The organism is Alicyclobacillus sp. TC, assembly GCF_016804365.1.
GTDB lineage: Bacteria > Bacillota > Bacilli > Alicyclobacillales > Alicyclobacillaceae > Alicyclobacillus_I > Alicyclobacillus_I tolerans.
Genome location: NZ_CP044434.1, coordinates 1,441,433 through 1,462,567, shown reverse-complemented (window position 1 = coordinate 1,462,567; position 21,135 = coordinate 1,441,433). Strand labels below are relative to the sequence as shown.

The 21,135-nt window shown below is 43.5% G+C and carries 22 protein-coding genes and 3 tRNA genes; 18 read left to right on the top strand and 7 right to left on the bottom strand.

Annotation, left to right across the window (positions count from 1 at the left end):
• The first annotated feature begins 87 nt into the window (after window positions 1-87).
• The 4 genes from FY534_RS07150 (at window position 88) to FY534_RS07135 (ending at window position 2,890) form a co-directional block, all read left to right on the top strand.
• Window positions 88-735 carry a TVP38/TMEM64 family protein gene (locus FY534_RS07150; protein ID WP_072873115.1) on the top strand — a complete coding sequence of 216 codons (648 nt, stop codon included), beginning with the start codon at window positions 88-90 and terminating at the stop codon, window positions 733-735.
• 62 nt (window positions 736-797) lie between these two features.
• Complete coding sequence (locus FY534_RS07145; RefSeq protein WP_165611931.1) at window positions 798-1,277, top strand: MarR family winged helix-turn-helix transcriptional regulator; 480 nt, start codon at window positions 798-800, stop codon at window positions 1,275-1,277.
• Between the two features lie 124 nt (window positions 1,278-1,401).
• A complete protein-coding gene (locus FY534_RS07140; protein ID WP_072873117.1) occupies window positions 1,402-1,680 on the top strand; it encodes a hypothetical protein in 279 nt (92 codons plus the stop codon).
• A 76-nt stretch (window positions 1,681-1,756) separates the two neighbouring features.
• Window positions 1,757-2,890 (top strand): glycosyltransferase, encoded by a 1,134-nt coding sequence (locus tag FY534_RS07135; RefSeq protein ID WP_072873118.1) that lies wholly within the window; start codon window positions 1,757-1,759, stop codon window positions 2,888-2,890.
• A gap of 22 nt (window positions 2,891-2,912) precedes the next feature.
• Here FY534_RS07135 and FY534_RS07130 read toward each other — a convergent pair whose 3' ends face one another.
• Window positions 2,913-3,905: an LCP family protein gene (locus FY534_RS07130; protein ID WP_203114121.1), complete on the bottom strand. Its 993-nt coding sequence runs from the start codon at window positions 3,903-3,905 to the stop codon at window positions 2,913-2,915.
• 197 nt (window positions 3,906-4,102) lie between these two features.
• Complete coding sequence (locus FY534_RS07125) at window positions 4,103-4,309, bottom strand: hypothetical protein (protein WP_072873120.1); 207 nt, start codon at window positions 4,307-4,309, stop codon at window positions 4,103-4,105.
• Between the two features lie 145 nt (window positions 4,310-4,454).
• Between FY534_RS07125 and FY534_RS07120 the strand changes: the two genes are divergently transcribed.
• Window positions 4,455-4,679, top strand: a complete 225-nt coding sequence (locus FY534_RS07120; protein WP_072873121.1) for a hypothetical protein — start codon at window positions 4,455-4,457, stop codon at window positions 4,677-4,679.
• Between the two features lie 26 nt (window positions 4,680-4,705).
• Here FY534_RS07120 and FY534_RS07115 read toward each other — a convergent pair whose 3' ends face one another.
• Entirely contained in the window at window positions 4,706-5,617 is a 912-nt protein-coding gene (locus FY534_RS07115) for an ABC transporter substrate-binding protein (RefSeq protein WP_203114120.1), read from the bottom strand.
• A gap of 119 nt (window positions 5,618-5,736) precedes the next feature.
• Window positions 5,737-6,225, bottom strand: a complete 489-nt coding sequence (locus tag FY534_RS07110; protein WP_072873123.1) for an inorganic diphosphatase — start codon at window positions 6,223-6,225, stop codon at window positions 5,737-5,739.
• 426 nt (window positions 6,226-6,651) lie between these two features.
• On the opposite strand from FY534_RS07110, the gene FY534_RS07105 reads away from it, so the two are divergent.
• On the top strand, window positions 6,652-7,053 hold the full coding sequence (locus FY534_RS07105; RefSeq protein ID WP_238413436.1) for a DUF5684 domain-containing protein: 402 nt from the start codon (window positions 6,652-6,654) through the stop codon (window positions 7,051-7,053).
• Window positions 7,054-7,204: 151 nt separating this feature from the next.
• Here FY534_RS07105 and FY534_RS07100 read toward each other — a convergent pair whose 3' ends face one another.
• Complete coding sequence (locus FY534_RS07100) at window positions 7,205-7,567, bottom strand: hypothetical protein (protein WP_203114119.1); 363 nt, start codon at window positions 7,565-7,567, stop codon at window positions 7,205-7,207.
• 71 nt (window positions 7,568-7,638) lie between these two features.
• Here FY534_RS07100 and cax point away from each other — a divergent pair, with 71 nt between their 5' ends.
• On the top strand, window positions 7,639-8,724 hold the full coding sequence (cax, locus tag FY534_RS07095; RefSeq protein WP_238413435.1) for a calcium/proton exchanger: 1,086 nt from the start codon (window positions 7,639-7,641) through the stop codon (window positions 8,722-8,724).
• A gap of 79 nt (window positions 8,725-8,803) precedes the next feature.
• The gene (locus tag FY534_RS07090; protein ID WP_203114118.1) at window positions 8,804-9,490 is read left to right on the top strand and encodes a DUF502 domain-containing protein; all 687 of its coding nucleotides are present in this window, start codon (window positions 8,804-8,806) and stop codon (window positions 9,488-9,490) included.
• On the opposite strand, the gene ilvA is transcribed toward FY534_RS07090, so the two are convergent.
• Window positions 9,487-10,719 carry a threonine ammonia-lyase gene (ilvA, locus tag FY534_RS07085; RefSeq protein WP_370541519.1) on the bottom strand — a complete coding sequence of 411 codons (1,233 nt, stop codon included), beginning with the start codon at window positions 10,717-10,719 and terminating at the stop codon, window positions 9,487-9,489. The genes FY534_RS07090 and ilvA overlap by 4 nt on opposite strands.
• Window positions 10,720-10,822: 103 nt before the next feature.
• On the opposite strand from ilvA, the gene hisC reads away from it, so the two are divergent.
• Window positions 10,823-11,926: a histidinol-phosphate transaminase gene (gene hisC, locus FY534_RS07080; protein WP_203115560.1), complete on the top strand. Its 1,104-nt coding sequence runs from the start codon at window positions 10,823-10,825 to the stop codon at window positions 11,924-11,926.
• Between the two features lie 8 nt (window positions 11,927-11,934).
• Here the strand turns inward: hisC and FY534_RS07075 are convergent, their stop codons facing one another.
• Entirely contained in the window at window positions 11,935-12,264 is a 330-nt protein-coding gene (locus tag FY534_RS07075) for a hypothetical protein (RefSeq protein WP_072873130.1), read from the bottom strand.
• A gap of 88 nt (window positions 12,265-12,352) precedes the next feature.
• On the opposite strand from FY534_RS07075, the gene gltX reads away from it, so the two are divergent.
• The 9 genes from gltX (at window position 12,353) to sdhB (ending at window position 21,028) form a co-directional block, all read left to right on the top strand.
• Complete coding sequence (gene gltX, locus FY534_RS07070; RefSeq protein WP_203114117.1) at window positions 12,353-13,849, top strand: glutamate--tRNA ligase; 1,497 nt, start codon at window positions 12,353-12,355, stop codon at window positions 13,847-13,849.
• 83 nt (window positions 13,850-13,932) lie between these two features.
• A tRNA-Gln gene (locus FY534_RS07065) sits at window positions 13,933-14,006 on the top strand.
• 1 nt (window position 14,007) lies between these two features.
• Window positions 14,008-14,083, top strand: a tRNA-Glu gene (locus FY534_RS07060).
• A 5-nt stretch (window positions 14,084-14,088) separates the two neighbouring features.
• A tRNA-Lys gene (locus FY534_RS07055) sits at window positions 14,089-14,164 on the top strand.
• A gap of 97 nt (window positions 14,165-14,261) precedes the next feature.
• Entirely contained in the window at window positions 14,262-15,875 is a 1,614-nt protein-coding gene (locus tag FY534_RS07050) for a hypothetical protein (RefSeq protein WP_203114116.1), read from the top strand.
• Complete coding sequence (gene uvrC / locus FY534_RS07045; protein ID WP_072873133.1) at window positions 15,872-17,689, top strand: excinuclease ABC subunit UvrC; 1,818 nt, start codon at window positions 15,872-15,874, stop codon at window positions 17,687-17,689. Before FY534_RS07050 ends, uvrC begins: the two co-directional genes overlap by 4 nt.
• 183 nt (window positions 17,690-17,872) lie before the next feature.
• Entirely contained in the window at window positions 17,873-18,490 is a 618-nt protein-coding gene (locus FY534_RS07040; protein WP_072873134.1) for a succinate dehydrogenase/fumarate reductase transmembrane subunit, read from the top strand.
• Window positions 18,491-18,503: 13 nt separating this feature from the next.
• Window positions 18,504-20,264: a succinate dehydrogenase flavoprotein subunit gene (gene sdhA, locus FY534_RS07035; protein ID WP_072873135.1), complete on the top strand. Its 1,761-nt coding sequence runs from the start codon at window positions 18,504-18,506 to the stop codon at window positions 20,262-20,264.
• Window positions 20,261-21,028 (top strand): succinate dehydrogenase iron-sulfur subunit, encoded by a 768-nt coding sequence (sdhB, locus tag FY534_RS07030; RefSeq protein ID WP_203114115.1) that lies wholly within the window; start codon window positions 20,261-20,263, stop codon window positions 21,026-21,028. The genes sdhA and sdhB overlap by 4 nt, the downstream gene beginning before the upstream one ends.
• Window positions 21,029-21,135 lie beyond the last annotated feature (107 nt).

Sequence of the window (21,135 nt, the reverse complement as noted above, 5' to 3'; positions counted from 1 at the left end):
CATGCGGCCGAGCGTATCGTTGCCTCGGCCGCCAGAGTTTGATACTGTGTAAATATACACTTAAAGAAGAATTGGCGGCGAAGCCGAATGTCAACTATAGGTAAGGCTTTATCGTGGAAGAGTCTGGCCATTTTTTTGGTTGGAGTCGCTATTTTTGTTGCAGCTTTGTATGCTGATCGTCATCATCAACTGTCCAATATACTCAAATCCTGGGGATGGCTGGGGATTGGTGCGGCTATCTTGCTGATGGTCTTTTTTTGCATGACACCCATTCCATCAGAAGGTCTTTTGGTCATGTATTTAAAGGTTTATGGTATAGGATGGGGTATTTTCTATGCATGGCTGGGTTCAACTTTAAGTGCTCTTTTGATTTACATTTTGGCACGTACGCTAGGAGTGCCGGTCATTCGACGCTTTGTATCGGAGGAAAAGTGGCAGCAGGTGAATGGATGGGTCGAGCGAAAAGGTGGATTAGGCTTACTTTTTGCTAGATTACTGCCGATTCCTGCATTTGTTGTAAATTACGCCGCTGGTATGATGTCATCTGTTAGTCTTTGGACTTATGTGTGGACTGCAGCGATTTCTATTGTTCCGTATTATATAGGGGTATCCTTAGTGTATGCAGGAATTATGGGGAATAATTTGTATCTCTTGGTGGGTATCATTCCCATTCTTATTGTAGGGGCCGGGGGCTACTGGCTTCATCAGCAAACTAAAAAGCGCACCTACTCTTGACTTGCTGGTCAGGCATTAGAGGACTAAACTGGTGGTAATGATGACTCACGAGGTGAAATATGATGCACAGCGCCATTTCAGAAGAACAAGTGCGCACTTTTGAAGAAGTTTTGACCAAACTGTCGCGGGTATTACAGGCTCATTCACCCATTAAGCGTTTTGGGTTAACACCCACTCAAGCCTATTTGTTACGTCACTTATACCAGGAAGGTAAAACAAAAGCGTCTGATTTAGCCCGAGTTGCTGATCTGAGTCCCGGAGCAGTGACGCAAGTGTGTGATGAATTAGTTAAGATGCAAATGGTTGAACGAAAACGTTCTCAAGAAGATCGAAGGGTAGTCTTTCACGAAATTACAAACAAAGGATTTGAAATTTTAAGTGGATTGCAACAGGAGCGCTGTAATATTGCTCGACAATTGCTTACAGAATTAGGATCTGAAGATGCTGAACAATTTATTCGATTGATGGGCAGAGTTGTAGAATTTATGGAAATGCAACCGATTGAACGCAAAACTCGCCAAACTACAGACATCTCTTCTTAATCTCTTTTCGTCTCACTTGTGACCGTAAGTTGCTGCACAACATAAGATAATGTAATTGTGCATGCTTTGACGGATGGCAAACGGCATGTTGCAGGACGTCTACAGTTATGAGGAGACGATAAGAATGCGTGAACATGATAATCCGTCCGTAAAGGAAGGGCATTTTTCAACGGAAATTGCAGTCAGTCTGCCTTATTGTTTAGGAGGAAAAGTTTACATTTTGCCATGGAATTTGCGTCAACAAATCAGTAAATCGAGATCGTCAAATACATTTGTCTATTGGATGACTTCCAGCTATCCTGCTTTACATCCCTATTATCCTTGGCCCTTTTTATCTTCTAATTCACCTTGCGATTTACCCCCTCTTTCTGATTGGACACTTCACGGATATTGGCCTATGTAAGAAAAAAATTCTCCTCTCCAGCATCCTGACTATGGTATGATATATAAGATGAAGTATTGGAGAGGAACGGTGGCGGTTGGAACTTTCTTTGGTCATACCATCGTTTAATGAAAAAGATAACGTTCAAAATTTAGTGCAGCAGATTCATCAAGCACTTGCAGATACAAATATTGATTATGAAATTTTTTTTGTTGATGATAGTACGGATGAAACACCACAAAGATTGGAAAAAATGGCCGCTCTGGACCAACGCGTTCGCTATTACCATCGTGAGAATGGAAAGGGTCTTGGTACAGCTGTTGTCGAAGGCATTCACCAAACAGAATCGGAATGGATTATTGTTATGGATGCTGATTTACAGCATCCACCTGAACTTTTGCCCACTATGGTGGAGCGATTAAAAGCAGGTATTGATATTGTTATTCCTAGCCGTTTTGTTGAAGGCGGTTCAGATGGCGGTTTAGTCGGAGTGCGAAAGCTGATCTCTTTCGGAGCACGTTCTATTGGACGGTTATTACTCAAGCGCTTAAGGCCTATTTCTGATTGTACGAGTGGTTTTTTTGGATTTAAACGTACAGTTGTACAAGGGGTTAAATTACAACCACTTGGCTGGAAAATACTTATAGAAATTTTGATGAAAGCTAACTATCGTACAGTTCATGAGATACCCTATCAATTTAAAGCTAGAGACGCAGGAGAGTCAAAGATGAGTATCCGTGAACAGTGGAATTACCTGATTCATCTTTGGAAATTGATGTGGCAAAGTGAGGAAGATCGTCGTTTTCCACTTTTCGCAATGATTGGCTTCAGTGGTGTATGGGTCAATTTAGGACTGATGGCCGGATTTATTTATTTGCTTGGAATGAATCATGTTTTGGCCTCCGTTTTGGCATCTTTAATGGCTATGGTGAACAATTACATATGGAATGACGCTTTAACTTGGCGTGATGCTAAGCAAAAAGAACACAAGCCCGGTTGGATTCGGATGTTGCTGTTTATGGCGATATCTGCTGTAAGTGTCGCATTGACGACTTGGATCATGCGCGGTTTGGAAATGATAGGTATACAAGTGCTGGTCGGTCAAACCATTGGCATATTAATCTCCACTATATGGAGTTATCAGGCAAATCGCCATTTGACCTGGGGAGGGAAAAAGTTATCTCTTCCCAAACCTGACCGCAGAGTCATTGTCACGCGCGATCGCGGTTGAGCCTGACCAAGAAGCCATCCATTTAGTGATGCGGTGGTTTCCAATTATTTGTCTCAGAAGGATTTTGGATGGTCTGCGTGTTGCAAATTCCGTTAAGCAAAAATCTGTGAGCTTCAAATTTGGCTTGTTGCGGATTGACTACCCAATAACTCAAATCTCCAGCATAAAGTGGATTAGGATTATGAAAGGAACCAGGAAGTGTTTCATGAATGATGGAATAGTTTTTGTACTGTTCCATGTGTCCAATCATTTTAATAACATCCCACATAGAGAGGTCGGTATCTACAGAGTTCCACATAATTTTGGATATTTCAGGAAGGTGTAATAAGTTTTTGGGTTGTAAAATTTGCTGATAAATGGCTTGTATAAATTCTTGTTGCCGTTCTGTTCTTCCGATATCCCCCAATTCATCGTGGCGAAAGCGCACAAAACCTAGGGCATCTTCTCCATCTACATGCTGTAAACCAGGATTGAGCCATATACGATGGTGTACCTTATCGCCTGTATCGTAGTGCATGGGTTTAGAAATATGCAGTGTGATTCCACCCAGCAAGTTAACAAGTTGAACAACACTGTCGAAATGAGCCACTACATAACCATCTATAGGTAAGCCTATTAGTTTTTCTACGACTTTCTCACTTAAAGTGGCACCGCCGATTTGCATGGATTCGTTAATCTTTCGGAATCGGCCATCTGGGAATGCCACTTGTGTATCGCGAGGAATGGAGAGTAGTGCAATTCGATGAGCTTCAGGATCGACACGCATGATCATAAGGACGTCACTGTTGCCATTTTTGTCACCTGGTCGAGCATCTGTGCCAAGAATCAGCAGTTGATAGGGCTCGTTCATCTGGAGACGCGATGTCTGCGATTGGGAATGTGCTGCATGAATCGTGTGTTTGGGGAATTTATGTAAACCCAATAAGGTTCCGGTGACCAATGCTCCGGCAAGAAAAAAAACGGAACTAATTTTTTTAACAGGTGTACGATGCTTTCTTGCGTGGCGTCCCGGCATCGAAAACTTTCATCCTCTCTATAGGCAATCCATCCGATTTTACTTTGCCCTCCAATTAGGAATTTCATGCGAAAATAGAGAGTAAATCAGGTTCCTTATCATTTGAATAAATTGATACAGTAGTGTAAGCATTGTAAAAAGCGGCGTATAGATTACGCCGCTTTTTTGAAAATTCTGTTCTACATTAAGTTTGACGATTAAGATGGGTGTGTGCCTGTCCACTCATGATGTAAAAGATTTCCACAAGATAAGCATACATAACGATATTGAGTTTTAACGGCCCGTGCACTTACAGGTAAATCCTCTCGAATAACCACACTAGAATCGAGTTCAACAATTTTTTCTTCTCGAAACAGAACGCTATCACATTTCGGACAGTGAATTGCATGAGCTTGACCTGCCAATTTAATTCTCTCCTTTGAGCATAGTTGCTTCTTAAAGTAGTATAGCGAATGCAAGAAAAATGACCAAACGTCATAGGAACAAGAAAGTTGTCCCGATAGAGTTTATCAATAGTGTATAATGAATAGAGCGAAATGGAGGGGTTTGATGAATTACGGTTTTCCTAATTGGATGTTTGCTGCTATTGCTATTGCAGCCTATGAAATTGCAGATTGGTTGCATTCCTCCCTCCATGTTCCCTATGCTTTAAAAATTTCTTACGCAATTATTTTAATTTGTCTCATGATTATAGGGATAAGAAAAGGGAAGTCTTGGGTGATAAAAAGACGGCGCCCTGAAAATCCAGATTCCGACGATTGGCAGTCTTACTGATAGATTTGAGTTGTTGGATAAAAACTTTAGATATTCAGAGTATCAAGAGCATCTTTTGAATCTGATAGTTCTAGAAACGGATAGCGAATAGGTCCGTATTGTTCTGCATCCTGTGAAGACAGGTTTTCTTGACTCGTGTAAAGCAGTCTAAACAATTGTTCAATGCCTTCCATTAAACGGGGGGAAGGGCGACAATATAGTCCTTCTGAGAGAATATAGATTCTTCTTGATGAAAAAGCTGGTATTTTTGGAACCCAAGATCTGGACAATAATTTTTTGGCCGGAACCTTGTGTTGAGGAATACCGGTCCAAATGGCTGCCATCACATCGGGAGCGGCTGCTACAACTTGTTCACCTGTCTCGTCTTTCATCTGTTGTCCAGGGATATCCTGAAAGCAATTTTTCACACCGATGATTTCACATACATCGCTAAGCCAATTATCTCTAGCAGGTGAGAATATTGGATGGGGCCACCATTCAAAATAGACGCTCAGTTTGTTTTTATTTACAGTGAACTTTTCTGCTTGCTCTCGAATGAGTTCTACTCTCCTCTTTAAATTGTCTTGTAACTGATGAGCACGCAAACGGATTTCCTTCATATCAAGAGCGTCAGCAATTTTAAGACCATCATTCCAGATATCCTCTAACCGATGTGAAGAAATTACGATATAGGGTAATCCAGTCTCTTGAAGTTGTTCAATCACCTTTTCCATTCCTGGTACAGAAAGCGATGCTACTACCAAATCAGGATTTAGTGAGATGACTTCTTCCATTCGGATATGCAGGTCAGGACCAAGACGTTTCGCAGGATGGTTTGATAGGTCAGGATAATCAGAATAATCATCTACACCAACCACTGCGTCTATCAGACCCAATGCATCAATCCACTCAGTATTGCTAGGACAAAGTGATACAATTCTTGGGAACTGTATAGTCATGCAATCTTCTCCTTTACAAACGTTTGCCTGAATAGCTGGATAAATGAATCAGACCTAAAGATATGAAAAAGGGCAGAAACTGTTCTGCCCAAAATTTGATGATTATTTTCATTCTTACTTTAATGTTTTGCGCGATTGATAGCGTCTTGAAGGATTTCTTGAGCTTCTTTAGTTCCTTTCCATCCTTCAATTTTTACTTCTTTATTTTCTAAATCTTTATATACTTGGAAGAAATGGGCTATCTCTTTGAGAATGTGCGGTGGAATGTCTTCTAGTGTCTGAATTTGTGCAAAGCGTGGATCTTTTTCTGCCACACCAATCAGCTTTTCATCTTGGCCTTTTTCATCTGACATAACCAGCACACCCACAACTCGGGTTTCAATGAGGCATCCAGGAAACGTCGGTACAGATGTTAAGACAAGCGCATCGAGCGGATCGCCATCCTTAGCCAGCGTATGAGGAATATGACCATATTCAGCTGGATAGTGCATGGGAGAGTAAAGAACACGGTCTAAGCGGAAAGCTCCTTCTTTTTCATCAAATTCGTACTTATTTTGACTGCCTTTCGGGATTTCCACAAAAACATCAACAGTAAATTGGCCAGACATGCAGGTACGCCCCTCTCAATCTAATGCACGATTCTAGGTTATTATACGGATAGAGATTAATTCACTGCAAGCATATAGGAATAATCAAAATAAATTATACAATGGGCAATGGATTCGTATTTCGCTTAAGGGTATTTTATTGAAATGCAGTGGCTCAAACGTTCTTTAGAATACCATATGGAGGGATTCATATATTGAAGTGGACTGACACGTTTGATACATTCGGTATAGGAGATGCTCCCGATCACGATAAGTGTAAAACGTAGAAAACAGACCACTTCAGTTTTGACAGTTTTGCTACCCCCGGTTGAAAAATCTGGTGATGGCAAATACAAATCATATGAAAACTCAGTATTTATGACATACAGATAAGTCATATAAATATCTAACATTAGATTTCAAATCGATTGTATGGGAGGTATGGGTTTGGGAGGCATTATTTTGTTTTATGGGTTTATTTCTATTACTTTTTATGTTTTGAATGCTCTTGCGTTTATGAACTTGGCAAAGTTGGCAGGACGGCGGGATATTGCTTGGATGGCATGGGTGCCTGTCGCCAATAGGGTTCAACAACTTTTATTGATTAGAAAAAATGGTGCGTGGGTTTTAATACTGCTCATTCCGATAGTGAACATCGTATTCCTGATTCTTTGGCAAGTAAAATTGTTACAGGCCTATGATAAAAGCGGCGCCTGGGTATGGATGTATATCTTTTTAACACCTGTTTATGAAATCATGTGGATTGTGTGGGGATTTTCAGATAAAACACGCTATGTACTCACTGCGCCATTCAATAATTCGACTGTGGGTGGAACTTTAAATATGTAAAGATCAATATTTTTACTGTAAGTCTGCCAGAATATCAAGAAAAACCGATAAAATATCGCCTACATTGCAAAACTAAGCCTTCGATGATATTCGAAGGCTTTCATGTCATAGATGAGTATATGGAACGAATTTTCAATCTGTAAAATTTTAATTAAGTGACTGGATTGGATAGCAAAGCTTCCATTTGTTCAGCAAAAGCAGGAGATAGCCAGGTGTAAAATTGCACAGATCGTTGTTCGACTACACGGTTTGGCAATATCACAAACATAGCGTTGGCTACAATTTTATAAAGTTTTCCATATTTTGAAGAATTCGTCCAACTCATCTTTAAATTTTTGGCCTCTTTCTCATCACATTCAGTCATGCCGAGGATATTTTGTAGTGCGATACGGTAGGTATGAGATTCACGTTGTTGTATAAACTCTTTGGTTGTCAATTGATATCTCATGTTGCCGCGTATTTCACTGCGTTTTAATTCTCCGCGCAGAGATTTGACAGAAGGAAAATGAATCATTGGGTACGCGCCTCCTGCAAGCTGTGAGAACTATTGTATCATATATTGCTTTATCTACGAGGTGAAACGCTTTGAAAACGCTCTTGCTCTTAGCTGCAACCCTTCTTTTGGTGGCGCTGAGCGTTTTGTGTCATATGACTGTTCCTTCGGCAGGCTTAAATTTTATGGCTGCTTGTTTAGCCATTATCCCTTTGGCAGGCTGGATGGGGAGGGTAACAGAAGAAATTGCAGTCAAAGTTGGTCCTAGACTAGGTGGTCTGCTTTCTGCTACTTTTGGCAATGCAGTAGAAATTATTATTGGTTGTTTTGCACTGTCACAGGGATTGACTACATTGGTGAAAGCTTCTATCACAGGTTCCATTTTAGGTAACTTGCTGTTTGTACTCGGGTTGAGTTTTTTAGTTGGGGGGTTAAAACATCCTGTTCAACGTTTCAATATTCGAGTAGCCCACAGCCAGACAGCCATGCTGATGCTCGGAATACCGATTATGTTTCTTTTGCCTGTGATTTTTAGTGTCAGTCGATATCACTCACTGCTCGTTATGACTGGAGCCGTATGCTCAGTATCGTTTTTGGTCTATATTTTAGGATTGGTGTTTTCACTCTATACCCATCGCCAATTGCTTGGGGACTTGGAGGAAGAAAGAAATGAGGATATAGAAGATCCGGGAAGAATCAAGAATTCGAACCTTCTTTTTGTCAATCTTCCTGTCTCTTTATTGATATTGCTGATTGTCACTGTCTTGGTTGGTGTAGAGAGTGACTTTCTTGTCCATTCTGTCGAGCATTTGGCAAGCCATGCTGGATGGAGCCAGATGTTTCTCGGCGTTATTGTGGTCGCTATTATTGGCAATGCCGCAGAACATGCTTCTGCGGTCTGGATGGCTTGGAAAAATCGTATGGATTTGTCACTCGAAATAGCTGTCGGCAGCAGCTTGCAAGTGGCTATGTTTGTTGCACCAGTATTATATTTTTTCTCAATCATTGTCGGACATCCTATGTTCTTTCAATTTTCTGTACCAGAATTGGTCAGTTTGACGGCTGCCATTCTTCTTGTAGCCATATTGATGGTGGATGGAGAGTCGAATTGGTTGGAGGGTGCCATGGCTGTAGGGGCTTATGCTGTTATGGCGATAGGTTTTTATATCCTACATTGAGGGTTTCGGCGTACAATAGAGTGTAAGTTTTGATTACCAAGTATAACAGGGTGAAGTTTCGCAAGAGAGGGGTCGCAGTATGTTGAAACGGCTGGCTCAATATTTTGGCGTCGGCCTGGTGACAGTTTTGCCAATCGCTTTTGTCATTTGGTTGGTCGTGTTTGTTTTTAATCAAGTGGACAGTTTGTTTGGCAATGCTGTGAACTGGATAGACGGAGTTTATGTTCCTGGAATTGGATTTTTAATCGTGATTGTGGGCATCACCTTGGTTGGGGCGATGGCAAGATTTTATGTATCCCGACAAGCGCTGGAGCTCATTGATAGACTCATGAGCAGGATTCCATTTATAAAATCCCTTTATACTATGAGTAAAGAAGTAGTTGATAATTTACTGGGCAAACGAAAAGGGTTTCAGCGAGTGGTCTTGGTGGAGTGGCCGCCCGAAATGGGTACGAAAGTGATCGGTTTTGTAACGGCCGAGTCTTTGCCAATAGAGATTGATCCGGAAGGGAAAATGCTTTCTGTTTATGTACCGAATGCCTTCCAGTTTGCCGGGCCGACATTTCTGGTAGAACGTGACCAGGTGCAGGATTGCTCCCTTACGGTTGATCAGGCCCTGCAATTTGCTCTTTCGGCTGGATTAGGAAGAGCGGAGACTAAAAACGCACCTATCGAATCGCCGCCAAAGAAAAAGCGGCGAGCCGAAAAAGTGCGTACACAAAGCGAAGAATTTCAAGCTCAAGTGGAAATGGACACGACTTCCTAATCCACCAACGTTGGCTGGTATCCACGTGATGTCAATACGGCTGTCAGTCTTTCGATATGTCTCTTATCGCGCGTTTCCAAGTCAATTTCAATCTCAGTGTAGCCAAAGAGGATTTTGCTCCCCACTCGATGATGCTGGACGCTAAGTACATTGGCTCGTAAATCCGCTACAATGTCCAGCACATCGCGTAGTGAGCCGGGCTTGTCGGGTACGGTTACAGACAATCTGACATAGCGTCCAGCTTCAATGAGTCCGTGTTCAATAATTTTAGAAAGTATCGTTACATCCACATTGCCACCGGAAAGTACAATCACAACATTGCCGAGATTCTCAGGTATTTTATGGTATAGAGCAGCGGCCATAGCAGAGGCTGCAGCTCCTTCCGTTACCAATTTGCAACGTTCGAGCAGCATGACCATTGTTCGTGAAATTTCCTCTTCCTCGACAGTCAGGACATCGTCAATCCACTGTTGAGCCAGTGCGAATGTCAGATTTCCCGGACGTTTTACAGCAATGCCATCTGCGATGGTTGCTGAAGCCTGAACTGTAGTCACCTCACCAATATCCAGTGATTGTCGAAATGATGAGACGTTGGCTGATTGAATACCATAAACTTTCGTATTTGGCGATAGCGTTTTCACGGCGATCGCGATTCCTGTAGCCAGACCTCCTCCACCCATAGGAACCACAATCGCATCTACTTTGGGGAGCGATGAGAGAATTTCCAGACCTACCGTACCTTGACCAGCTACAATCATCGGATCGTCAAAAGCATGAATATAGCTTAGGCTTTGCTCTTGACAAAGTTCCAGTGCTTGTTGATAGGCGTCGTCATAAGATTCTCCGTACAGCACAACGTTGGCACCATAGCGTTGAGTAGCGGCAATTTTGGCAAGACTAGCATTCTCTGGCATTACAATTGTACAAGGAACGTGGAGACGTGACGCTGCAAAAGCCACACCTTGTGCGTGATTGCCAGCCGAGGCAGCAATCACACCGCGTTGCAATTGTTCAATGGGCATCGTAGCCAGGCGATTATATGCGCCTCGAATTTTGAAAGAACCTGTTTTTTGAAGGTTCTCCATTTTAATATAGATATTGTTACGCGTAAATTCTGAAAAGGTAGCGCTGTAATCGAGAGGGGTAACTTGAGCGATGCCTTCAATGCGCTTGGCGGCGTCGCGAATATCCTCCAAGGTAGGTATTTGAAATTTGGACGAATGGACCATAAAAAATTCTCTCCTCGAAATAAGCTGTGATACAATGCGTTTATTCTAGCAGATAATGACCTGACTCTGGTGAATTTGTGTGGAGAAAGTGTGGGGAAACGTCATGTTTGTCAAACAGCGAGTAAGACCTGTTCTTCACTCGATTGATCCGTATCAAGCTGGACTGACGGATGATGAGATTGTTCAGCGCTTTGGTGGAAAGGCTGTCTTAAAGCTGAATGCTAATGAAAATCCTCTCGGCCCATCCCCAAAAGCATTGCAAGCAATAGCTGACGAATTGGGTCAACTGCATCATTATCCAGACGGTAGCAGCAGTTATCTACGTGATGCGATTGCCCAATATCATGGCTGTGAGAAGGACGCTGTGCTTGTTGGAAATGGATCGGACGAAATCATTCGCCTGTTGTCGGAAACGTTTCTCTCGCCCGATGATGAGATTATTGTCACTTTTCCTTCATTCTCACAATATCGAGCAGGCGCACTGTTAATGGGGGCGAAAGTGGTCACTGTACCCCTTGAGGCAGAGAGTTTTCGCTTTGACCCGGAACGTCTCTTAGAAGCAGTCAATCCACGCACAAAACTGCTGTATGTATGTTCTCCAAATAATCCGAGTGGAACCGTACTTGAGAAGAATCAGCTGGAAGAGTTAGTCAAGCGTTTGCCCCCGCAAGTCATTGTCATATGGGATGCTGCTTACGACGAATATGCCATGTCACCCCATCGAGCGGTTTGGTCTCAGGATTTGCTCGAGACAGGAAGATGGATTGTCCTTCACACGTTCTCCAAACTATATGGTTTAGCTGGATTGCGAGTTGGTTATGCACTGGGTAGCCCAAATATTTGGCAATACGCTCATCGCATTCGTGAACCTTTTAATGTCAATCGTTTAGCTCAGAGAGCTGCCGCTGCTGCGCTCTATGATGAGGAACATCGTCAAAAGTCATTGCAACTGGTGCGGAAAGGAAAACAGCAATACGAAAGACTCGGACAAGCGGGTTATACATTGGTTCCATCAGACGCCAATTTTATACTTGTACGCGTGGGAAATGGTCGGCAAGTTGCTGAGAAGCTGATGTCAGAGGGTGTTTTGGTACGTTTTGGCTTTGGACTCAGTGAGTACATCCGCATCTCCATCGGTCTTGCAAACGAGAACGAGCAGTGTGTGGAAGCTCTGCTGCGTCTCGCTTTGCAAGGGGAATCAGGGTAAGCTGGGAATTAGTTTTGTCCTTCTATCGAGCCTTCTGAACTATCGAAGGGAGGTTCTGTTTCGGCAACAGTTCGGTCTGAAGAGACAGGATTACTGTCTCGAAAACGACCCGAGTATGCTTGGCCGGGCTTCCACTCAGACACTTTACCGAGTTTGATCTCGTTGGTTGTCGCTCCGTAAGGTCCTTCCGGAAATTCTTCTAAAGCGAGATCGAGACGTTGATGTTCTACCATCCCAAGTTCCCGACTTGCTGGCTCTTCAAGATTTGATACCGGATGATAACTGCCTGAATTTTTACTTTGCACAGGTTGGTTATTTGGCCGCTGTTCTTTTTCCATGACGTATCTCACCTCGTTGTTTTGTCGATAGTTTGAACGAGGAGACTGACTTACATACATTTTTTCAACCAAAGTGAGGAAATCAACCATGACAACAGAAATCAGAACTGCCGATAAAACTTCTATACGTGTCCGGTTTGCCCCCAGTCCTACGGGAACGTTGCATATAGGTGGGGCTCGAACGGCTTACTTTAATTGGTTGTTTGCCCGGCAGAATCAAGGGAAAGTGATACTGCGTATTGACGATACGGATATTTCGAGATCCACCGAGGCGTCTTATCGTCAAATTCTTGATTCTTTTGCCTGGCTGGGATTGGATTTTGACGAAAGTCCTGAAGTGGGTGGCGCTTACGGGCCTTATCGGCAATCGCAGAGAACGGAAATTTATCAAGCATATTTGCGAAAATTACAAGAAGAGGGCTTGACGTATCCTTGTTTCTGTACTCCTGAAGAGCTTCAAAAAGAGCGTGAGGCTGCCCAAAAGGAGGGACGAGCACCGCGTTACAGTGGGCGTTGCCGACATCTGGCGCCCGAGGAGGCCGCACGTCGCATTGAAGCAGGAGAACGTGCTGTTTTTCGCTTGAAGACGGATGTACATGGCGAAACTACAGTCCACGATTTGATTCGTGGTGATGTGACTTTTCAGAACGGAGAAATTGATGATTTTATCATTTGGAAAGCGGATGGCACGCCTACCTATCATTTTGCTTCATGTGTTGATGATGTGGAAATGCGCATTACGCATATTATTCGCGCGGAAGAGCATCTGTCAAATACTCCACGCCATATTCAGCTTTTTCAGGCTTTTCATGCAGAAATTCCCGTATTTGCCCATGTTCCAATGATTCTTGCACCAGATCGAAGTAAGCTCAGCAAACGACATGGTGCAACGAGTGTGGAGGAGTACCGAGAAGCAGGTATTTTGCCAGAAGCACTTGTCAATTATTTATTGTTGCTCGGTTTTTCGCCAGGAGAAAATAGGGAGATTGTCTCACGTGAAGAGGCTATTGAATGTTTTCGTTTAGAACGAGTGGCGAAACATGCTGCTGTTTATGATGTCAAAAAACTGGAATGGCTCAATCAATATTATTTCCGAACGCGTTCAGTCGATCAGTTGTTGTATGAAATGTGGCCAGGTTTGTTAGAAAAAGCATGGGTGTCAACTGAGGAATCACGGGAAAAACTGGCTTGGTTGCGCACATTGCTTCAGTTTTTGCAACAAAAATCACGTCAGGAAGCAGATGTGTGGAATATGTTGGAGTGTTACTTTCGCCCGCCTGTTTCTTATGATGACAAAGGAGTCAAAAAGCATTTCCAACATCCTGAAACAGCTCAACGTCTGCGTCAATTGGCAGACTTGCTGGCAACCTTGCCAGTTTTTGCAGCTTGGCCTCTCGAACAGCTTTATCGTCAAACTAGCGAGCAAATTGGATGCAAAGCAGCGGATTTGATCCATCCTACCCGCCTTGCTTTGACAGGTATTACTGTGGGGCCTGGATTATTTGATGTTATGACTTTACTGGGGCGCAAGGAATGTCACAACCGTTTATTGGAAGCTGCGAATTTTATAGAAAAATCAAATTAGGTTATGACTCGTGTGGACTAACCTAGAATGAGCATTGACAAGCGCAGGAGGTGTCTGTATAATCTCCAATTGTCGATGCGAATTGCCGGATGGTGTAATGGTAGCACGACTGACTCTGGATCAGTTAGTCTAGGTTCGAGTCCTAGTCCGGCAGCCATGGCCCTATCGTCTAACGGTTCAGGACGCCGCCCTCTCACGGCGGTAATAGGGGTTCGAATCCCCTTAGGGTCACCATATGTGGGTCATTAGCTCAATTGGTAGAGCATCCGACTCTTAATCGGCAGGTTGAAGGTTCGAGTCCTTCATGACCCACCATATCATCTATGCATCCTGATAAAATCCCTGACTTGTCAGGGATTTTATTGTTTATATGCGATGTCCGTTGTATTGTAGGAAAGCAGAGGTGAGAGCGGTGCTGACAGGGCGTACGACGATATCATGGCGAGAATGGGCAGCAGAACAGTTGCTCGAAATTTATTTTCAAGTAATCGTGCAATCAGTTTCATCTCAGGTAACTGACAAAACTGAACAGAAAGAACGTACTCAAGAAATTTTCTGTTTTCTCGTGACCCATTTGCCAAGTCGCCAGGAATTTGAAAGTTCTCTATTATCTCGTCCGAGTACAGCCAGGCGCTTAAGCCGACAAATTGCGAAACGAATTGGAGTACAAATACCTAGCCAATTGTTTTTGTCTCCAAATCATACAATCAATGAAGAGGTTGAAACCGGTTTTGCCCTATCACCTTCATTGGATTGTAAAGAAGAAGCTTTTTGGACTCAGACCTTGCAAAAAATGCGAGCCATGATAGTAGCTCAACATGCTTTAAAACGTCAGCGAGGTTCAGTATGGACATTATGGTCACTCGTGGCTGTCATCTTGCTTTCTTGCGGTTTACTTGCCTATGGCTTGTCCGGATCGAGCATAGAAAATATAAAAAACTATGGATTTCCTACGCCCCATGAACATCATCCACTGGATTGGACTGCTTATCAAGCAAGTCCACTTGAAACCATTGGCGTGTATACGTTACCGGATGGTATGAATTCAACTGTTTTAAGTCAGGCGCTCGTTGTTCAAAACAAGTTTGTGGTTCCTGTTTTGCAGACACCTGTTGACAATTGGCCTCGACTCAATATTTCAATGTATGAATTGGCTAAAACGGGAGAGGTACTTTCCAACTCTAATCGACAAAGCCAGTTCAATATCGATCTTTTGCCGCCAGATTCTAAGCAAACGGTTTCTAAATCAATTGGTATAGATTGGAAAATTCACAGTTGGAAACTATTTTCAACCGGCTACTGGCTTGTGGCGATTGTCAATTGGAGTCATTCAATCACGCATTCCCAAGTCACACAGGTTTATCTGGCCAATATCGAGAGCCAACAATCAAGTTTGGTGAAGTCTTATCCTATGGATATTCAGCACCCTCTTCAATACGTATTTGCTGTAGGACATCATCAGTTGCTCATTCAGTCTGAGATGCAAGTGACAGGATCAGGGCAGGCTTCCTTATCTTTGCCGATTGAGTTGTATCAATTACAAGGAGAAAATCCACTCACTGCTTTGTCACAGAAAAAAATCTTGTCTGGATCGTTTGGCTGGATACAATCTCCTTTAATAGATGAAGATGGAATTTATTTCACAGGTACAGACCAAACCTTGCAAGCAGCTCATCCAAAAAAATCACAAAGTTGGGGTAAATTGAGTTACCAGGGGCAGTTGATACTTTTTTCTGCACCACAAGATGCGTTATCAGCCCATCAAATCTATTTATCAGAAGATACTCTTGGTAAAGCATGGTGGATAGGGACCTATTCTGCGTCAAAATCTGCTGATACAACATGGCAAGTAAAAATGGCTAGAGTTGAAAGTGTCCAGGCTGGCGAAGTACCGACAGTTTTTTCACTCAACGGCCAAGTAGAGATGTTTCAGGTTCATGGCAGAGATTTAATATGGTTGCAAATCATTCATCACGAGACAGCCTGTGTGGTGGCTGAACTGCGTGGTCTGGAGGTGAAATCGTGAGTCAGTTGATACAGGACAAACTGCAGTTGCTCCCAGATAAACCCGGCGTCTATCTTATGAAAGATGTGCGTGGTCAGGTGATTTACGTCGGCAAGGCAAAAGTTTTGAAGAATCGCGTACGTTCATATTTCACTGGAACTCATGACGCAAAAACGCAGTTATTGGTGAGTAACATTGTCGATTTTGAATATATTGTCACAGACACGGTTGTAGAGGCTCTGGTACTGGAATGTAATCTCATTAAACAGTACAACCCTCCTTATAACATCATGCTTCGTGACGACAAGACCTATCCGTATATCAAACTGACGAATGAACCTCATCCGAAATTAGAGATTGTACGGCGTGTCCATCATGACAAAGCAAAATATTTCGGTCCATACCCTAACGCCACAGCAGCGCAAACAACCAAAAAATTGCTCGATAGGCTCTATCCGCTGCGCAAATGCAAAACGTTAAAAAAGAAAGTCTGCCTTTACTATCATATTGGCCAATGTTTAGCACCTTGCGAATTGCCAGTCGAACCATCCCAGTATCAAACGATTGGTAAGGAAATTACTAGTTTTCTATCTGGTGGTCACAAAGAAGTACAAGCTGATTTGCAAAAAAAAATGGAAGAAGCTGCTGAACAACTTCGTTTTGAACGAGCCAGGGAATTGCGTGATTTGATTCAAAGCATAGATAAAGTGATGGAAGAACAGAAAGTCACTGTAACGGATAGGGTCGATCGCGATGTTTTTGCTTTCGCTGCAGATCGTGGACTACTTTGTGTGCAAGTTTTCTACGTGCGTTCAGGAAAGCTCATTGAGCGATCTGTTTCTATCGTACGCCACTATAACCAGCCGGAAGAAGATTTCATGTCTTTTGTGGAACAATTCTATTTCCATGGCGCCAAACCACCTCAGGAGATTTTGCTTCCGGACGGTGTCCCTGATCAGACACTTGCTGAATGGTTGCATGCTAAATGTTTGCAGCCCAAACGAGGCCTGAAACGTCAACTTGTGGATCTGGCTCGGAAAAATGCGGAAATTGCATTGACTGAGAAGCTGCGCTTGATGGAACGTGATATGGACAGAACGCTGGGCGCAGTACAAGAATTGGGAGAGGTATTGGCGATTCCAACGCCAATGCGGATTGAGGCTTTTGATAATTCTAATATTCAAGGAACAGATCCTGTTGCAGCGATGGTTGTCTTTATCGACGGTAAACCCGTTCGTCAGGAGTATCGCAAATATAAAATTCGCACGGTTCAAGGTCCTGATGACTATGAATCTATGCGTGAAGTTGTGCGCAGACGCTATCAACGCGTTTTGCGAGAACAGCTTCCCCTGCCTGATTTAATTGTGATCGACGGAGGCAAGGGGCATTTACGGGCAGTGCTTGATGTGCTGGAGAATGAACTCGATTTAGAATTGCCTGTATGTGGGCTGGCGAAAAATGATCGGCATAAAACCAGTCAGCTGTTTTTTCGTGATGAAGATTATCCAGTTGAATTAGATCGGCATTCACAGGCCTTCTATTTACTTGAGCGCATTCAGGAAGAGGTACATCGCTATGCCATTTCCTTTCATCGCCAAGTACGCAGCAAAACAGGCTTGTTGTCCGTGTTGGATAGCATTCCTGGTATAGGGCCTGTGCGAAAAAAAGCATTGTTGAAACACTTTGGTTCTGTCAAAGCCATTCGGGAAGCAAGTTTAGTTGATTTTAGAGAAATAGGCATTGGAGATCATCTTGCAAGAGTAATTTTAAATCACTTACAGCAAAAGCCGCCAGAAAATGAACAAACTGTGAACACGAACGAATTGCAGAAATAAGTTCAGTTCCGGTGTTTCCTTGATCTCCTTTCATATCATCATTACAATTTACTTGGCACAGGGCTGCGGCTTCAAACCATGATAGACGGATTGGTTGGGAAAAGCACATACGTTCAATCCTAACTACTTTCTAAAATCTATCATTTAGAGGTACGCAAAAGCCCGACGAAAGGGGGCAAACAGGTGGCAAAAGCCCAGAGTCATGCGGAGTTTATTCTCAGGCGTCTGCATACCTTGGCAGGTGTGGTTCCGGTTGGGCTCTTTTTGATTGAGCACCTACTGACCAACGCCACTGCGACAGACGGAGCAGCAGCCTTCAACCAGGCTGTGGCAGCCATTCAATCCATTCCATTATTACATTTTGTTGAGTTTTTCTTCATTTTTTTGCCTTTAACGTATCATGCTATTTTTGGCCTCTATGTCGCCTTTGTTTCCGGATACAATTCGGGGCAGTATAGTTGGCGGCGAAACCTCATGTTTACGTTGCAAAGAATTACGGGCATCATCACCTTCGTCTTCATCATTTATCACTTGGCGACCACGAGGTTTTCTGGAAATGCCCCGACGTACAACATGGTTCACCAGCTAGTTTCAAATCCTGCATATTTCTGGTTTATGATCGTAGGTATCGTAGCTTCAACATTCCACTTTGCCAATGGATTATGGTCATTCTGCATTCACTGGGGCATCACCGTTGGCCAGCGCGCGCAACGGATTACAGCCTGGGTGAGCATGGTTGTTTTTGTCGTGTTAGCCGGCATTGGCGTGGATGCTCTCATTGCCTTTACACACCCGGCCTAAGGAGGGACATGCCATGAGCAATCAACGAATCATCGTGGTAGGCGGCGGTCTCGCCGGACTCATGACTACGATTAAAATCGCCGAAGCAGGCGTGCCCATTGATTTGTTTTCGCTGGTTCCTGTCAAACGCAGCCACTCGGTTTGTGCTCAGGGAGGAATCAATGGAGCTGTAAACACCAAAGGAGAAGGTGACTCTCCTTGGGAACATTTTGACGATACGGTTTATGGCGGAGATTTTCTCGCCAACCAACGGCAAGTACTCGGTATGTGCGAAGCTGCTCCAGCAATTATCCATTTGATGGATCGCATGGGGGTCATGTTCAACCGCACTCCGGAAGGTTTGCTGGATTTTCGCCGTTTTGGCGGAACCAAACATCATCGTACTGCATTTGCTGGTGCTTCGACTGGACAGCAGCTGTTGTATGCGCTTGATGAACAAGTGAGACGTTTTGAAGTGGCAGGCTTGGTTCAAAAGTATGAGGGTTGGGATTTCTTAGGTGCTGTCATTGACGATGAAGGTCAGTGCCGCGGCATTATTGCGCAAGATTTGCGTTCAATGGAGATCCGATCTTTCCGAGCTGACGCAGTCGTGATGTGCACAGGTGGAAACGGCCTGATTTTTGGCAAGAGTACCAATTCCATGATTAATACAGGTTCAGCCCAGTCTGAACTTTATCAACAAGGCGTGTTTTACGCTAACCCTGAGATGATTCAGGTTCATCCTACTGCAATTCCTGGTGACGACAAGTTGCGTTTGATGTCGGAATCAGCGCGTGGTGAAGGAGGCCGAATTTGGACTTACAAAGACGGCAAACCATGGTATTTTCTTGAGGAAATGTATCCAGAATACGGTAATTTGGTTCCTCGCGATATTGCTACGCGTGCCATTCACAAAGTTTGTGTAGAAATGGGATTGGGAGTTGACGGACAAAATCAGGTTTATCTTGACTTGTCTCATATTCCGGCTGACGTTTTAAACGTTAAGCTTGGCAATATCCTAGACATTTATGAGAAATTTGTGGGCGATGACCCTCGCAAAGTGCCTATGAGAATTTTCCCAGCCGTTCACTACTCAATGGGCGGACTTTGGGTGGACATTGACCAAATGACGAATATTCCCGGTCTTTTTGCGGCTGGTGAATGTGATTATCAATATCATGGTGCCAATCGTTTGGGAGCCAACTCACTGCTCTCCTGCATTTATGGTGGTATGATTGCTGGTCCTAACGCTGTACGATACGCGAAAAACGTCCGTAAATCGGTGGATGCCTTACCCGATACCCTGTATGAGCAGTATCGCAAAAAATATGAAAATGAATTTGAAGAGATACTCAAAATGGATGGGGATGAAAATCCTTATCAATTGCATCGTGAACTTGGTGATTGGATGAACGCCAATGTTACGGTTGTCAGAGAAAACAAGAAATTAAAAGAAACTGATGAAAAGATTCAAGAATTACAGGAACGCTATAAACGAGTTGGCGTTGTTGATAAATCGCGCTGGGAAAATCAAATGGCGCAATTTACTCGTCATTTAAAAAACATGTTAATTTCCGCGCGTGCCATTACCAATGGAGCTTTGCTGCGTAACGAGAGCCGTGGTGCGCACTATAAACCAGAGTTTCCCGATCGAGATGACGAGAATTTCTTGAAAACCACCTTGGCAAAATATACTCCAGATGGACCTGTCATTACCTACGAGGAAGTGGACGTATCGCTCATTAAACCTCGTCTGCGTAACTATGCGGTTACAAAGGAGGCTACGAAAGAATGAGTACAGCAACAACTACAGCAACTCGTAAGGTGCACCTCATTGTTGAGCGCCAAGATGGACCCAATTCAAACCCTTATAAAGAGGAATTCGTAGTCGATTACAAGCCAGGAATGAATGTTATTGCTTGTTTAATGGCTATTCAGAGAAATCCGGTCAATAAATCCGGCAAGCGTGTAGCTCCGGTTACTTGGGAAATGAATTGTCTGGAAGAAATTTGCGGTGCTTGTATGATGGTTATCAATGGTAAACCTCGTCAGGCATGTACCGCACTGGTAGATACTTTGGAGCAGCCTATCCGAGTTAGTCCAGCCCGCACGTTTCCGGTAGTGCGCGATCTCGTTGTCGATCGCAGCCGCATGTTTGAAGCGTTGAAAAAAGTGAAGGCTTGGATTCCAATCGATGGTACATACGATCTGGGTCCAGGTCCACGTATGCCAGAAGTGGATAGACAATGGGCTTATGAACTTTCACGTTGCTTTACTTGTGGTGCTTGCGTTGAGGCATGTCCAAATGTTAATGACAGAAATTCGTTCATTGGACCTTTTGCCATTTCACAAGCTCGCCTGTTTAATGCGCATCCAACTGGCGCCATGCATCGAGAAGAACGATTGGAAGCTTTAATGGGTGAGGGCGGAATTCAGGAGTGCGGCAACGCACAGAATTGCGTTCAGGTTTGTCCCAAGGGTATACCGTTAACCACATCCATTGCAGCCATGAATCGTCAAGTAACATATCATGCAATTGGAGCATGGTTGCATAAATAAGGAATCTTATTGTAACGAAAGTTTTCCTGGGAGATGTCTCAAGCAGATTTCACTGCTTGAAGACATCTCCTTGTTTTTCTGAACGGAAGCTTGGCAAGAATGAAGTC

Coding starts and splice junctions, on each gene's coding strand:
- FY534_RS07090 (WP_203114118.1), top strand. CDS start 8,804: ATGTTGAAACGGCTGGCTCAATATTTTGGCGTCGGCCTGGTGACAGTT.
- FY534_RS07140 (WP_072873117.1), top strand. CDS start 1,402: ATGCGTGAACATGATAATCCGTCCGTAAAGGAAGGGCATTTTTCAACG.
- sdhB (WP_203114115.1), top strand. CDS start 20,261: ATGAGTACAGCAACAACTACAGCAACTCGTAAGGTGCACCTCATTGTT.
- FY534_RS07145 (WP_165611931.1), top strand. CDS start 798: ATGCACAGCGCCATTTCAGAAGAACAAGTGCGCACTTTTGAAGAAGTT.
- FY534_RS07115 (WP_203114120.1), bottom strand. CDS start 5,617: ATGACTATACAGTTCCCAAGAATTGTATCACTTTGTCCTAGCAATACT.
- gltX (WP_203114117.1), top strand. CDS start 12,353: ATGACAACAGAAATCAGAACTGCCGATAAAACTTCTATACGTGTCCGG.
- FY534_RS07075 (WP_072873130.1), bottom strand. CDS start 12,264: ATGGAAAAAGAACAGCGGCCAAATAACCAACCTGTGCAAAGTAAAAAT.
- ilvA (WP_370541519.1), bottom strand. CDS start 10,719: ATGGTCCATTCGTCCAAATTTCAAATACCTACCTTGGAGGATATTCGC.
- FY534_RS07130 (WP_203114121.1), bottom strand. CDS start 3,905: ATGCCGGGACGCCACGCAAGAAAGCATCGTACACCTGTTAAAAAAATT.
- hisC (WP_203115560.1), top strand. CDS start 10,823: ATGTTTGTCAAACAGCGAGTAAGACCTGTTCTTCACTCGATTGATCCG.
- FY534_RS07120 (WP_072873121.1), top strand. CDS start 4,455: ATGAATTACGGTTTTCCTAATTGGATGTTTGCTGCTATTGCTATTGCA.
- sdhA (WP_072873135.1), top strand. CDS start 18,504: ATGAGCAATCAACGAATCATCGTGGTAGGCGGCGGTCTCGCCGGACTC.
- FY534_RS07110 (WP_072873123.1), bottom strand. CDS start 6,225: ATGTCTGGCCAATTTACTGTTGATGTTTTTGTGGAAATCCCGAAAGGC.
- FY534_RS07100 (WP_203114119.1), bottom strand. CDS start 7,567: ATGATTCATTTTCCTTCTGTCAAATCTCTGCGCGGAGAATTAAAACGC.
- FY534_RS07150 (WP_072873115.1), top strand. CDS start 88: ATGTCAACTATAGGTAAGGCTTTATCGTGGAAGAGTCTGGCCATTTTT.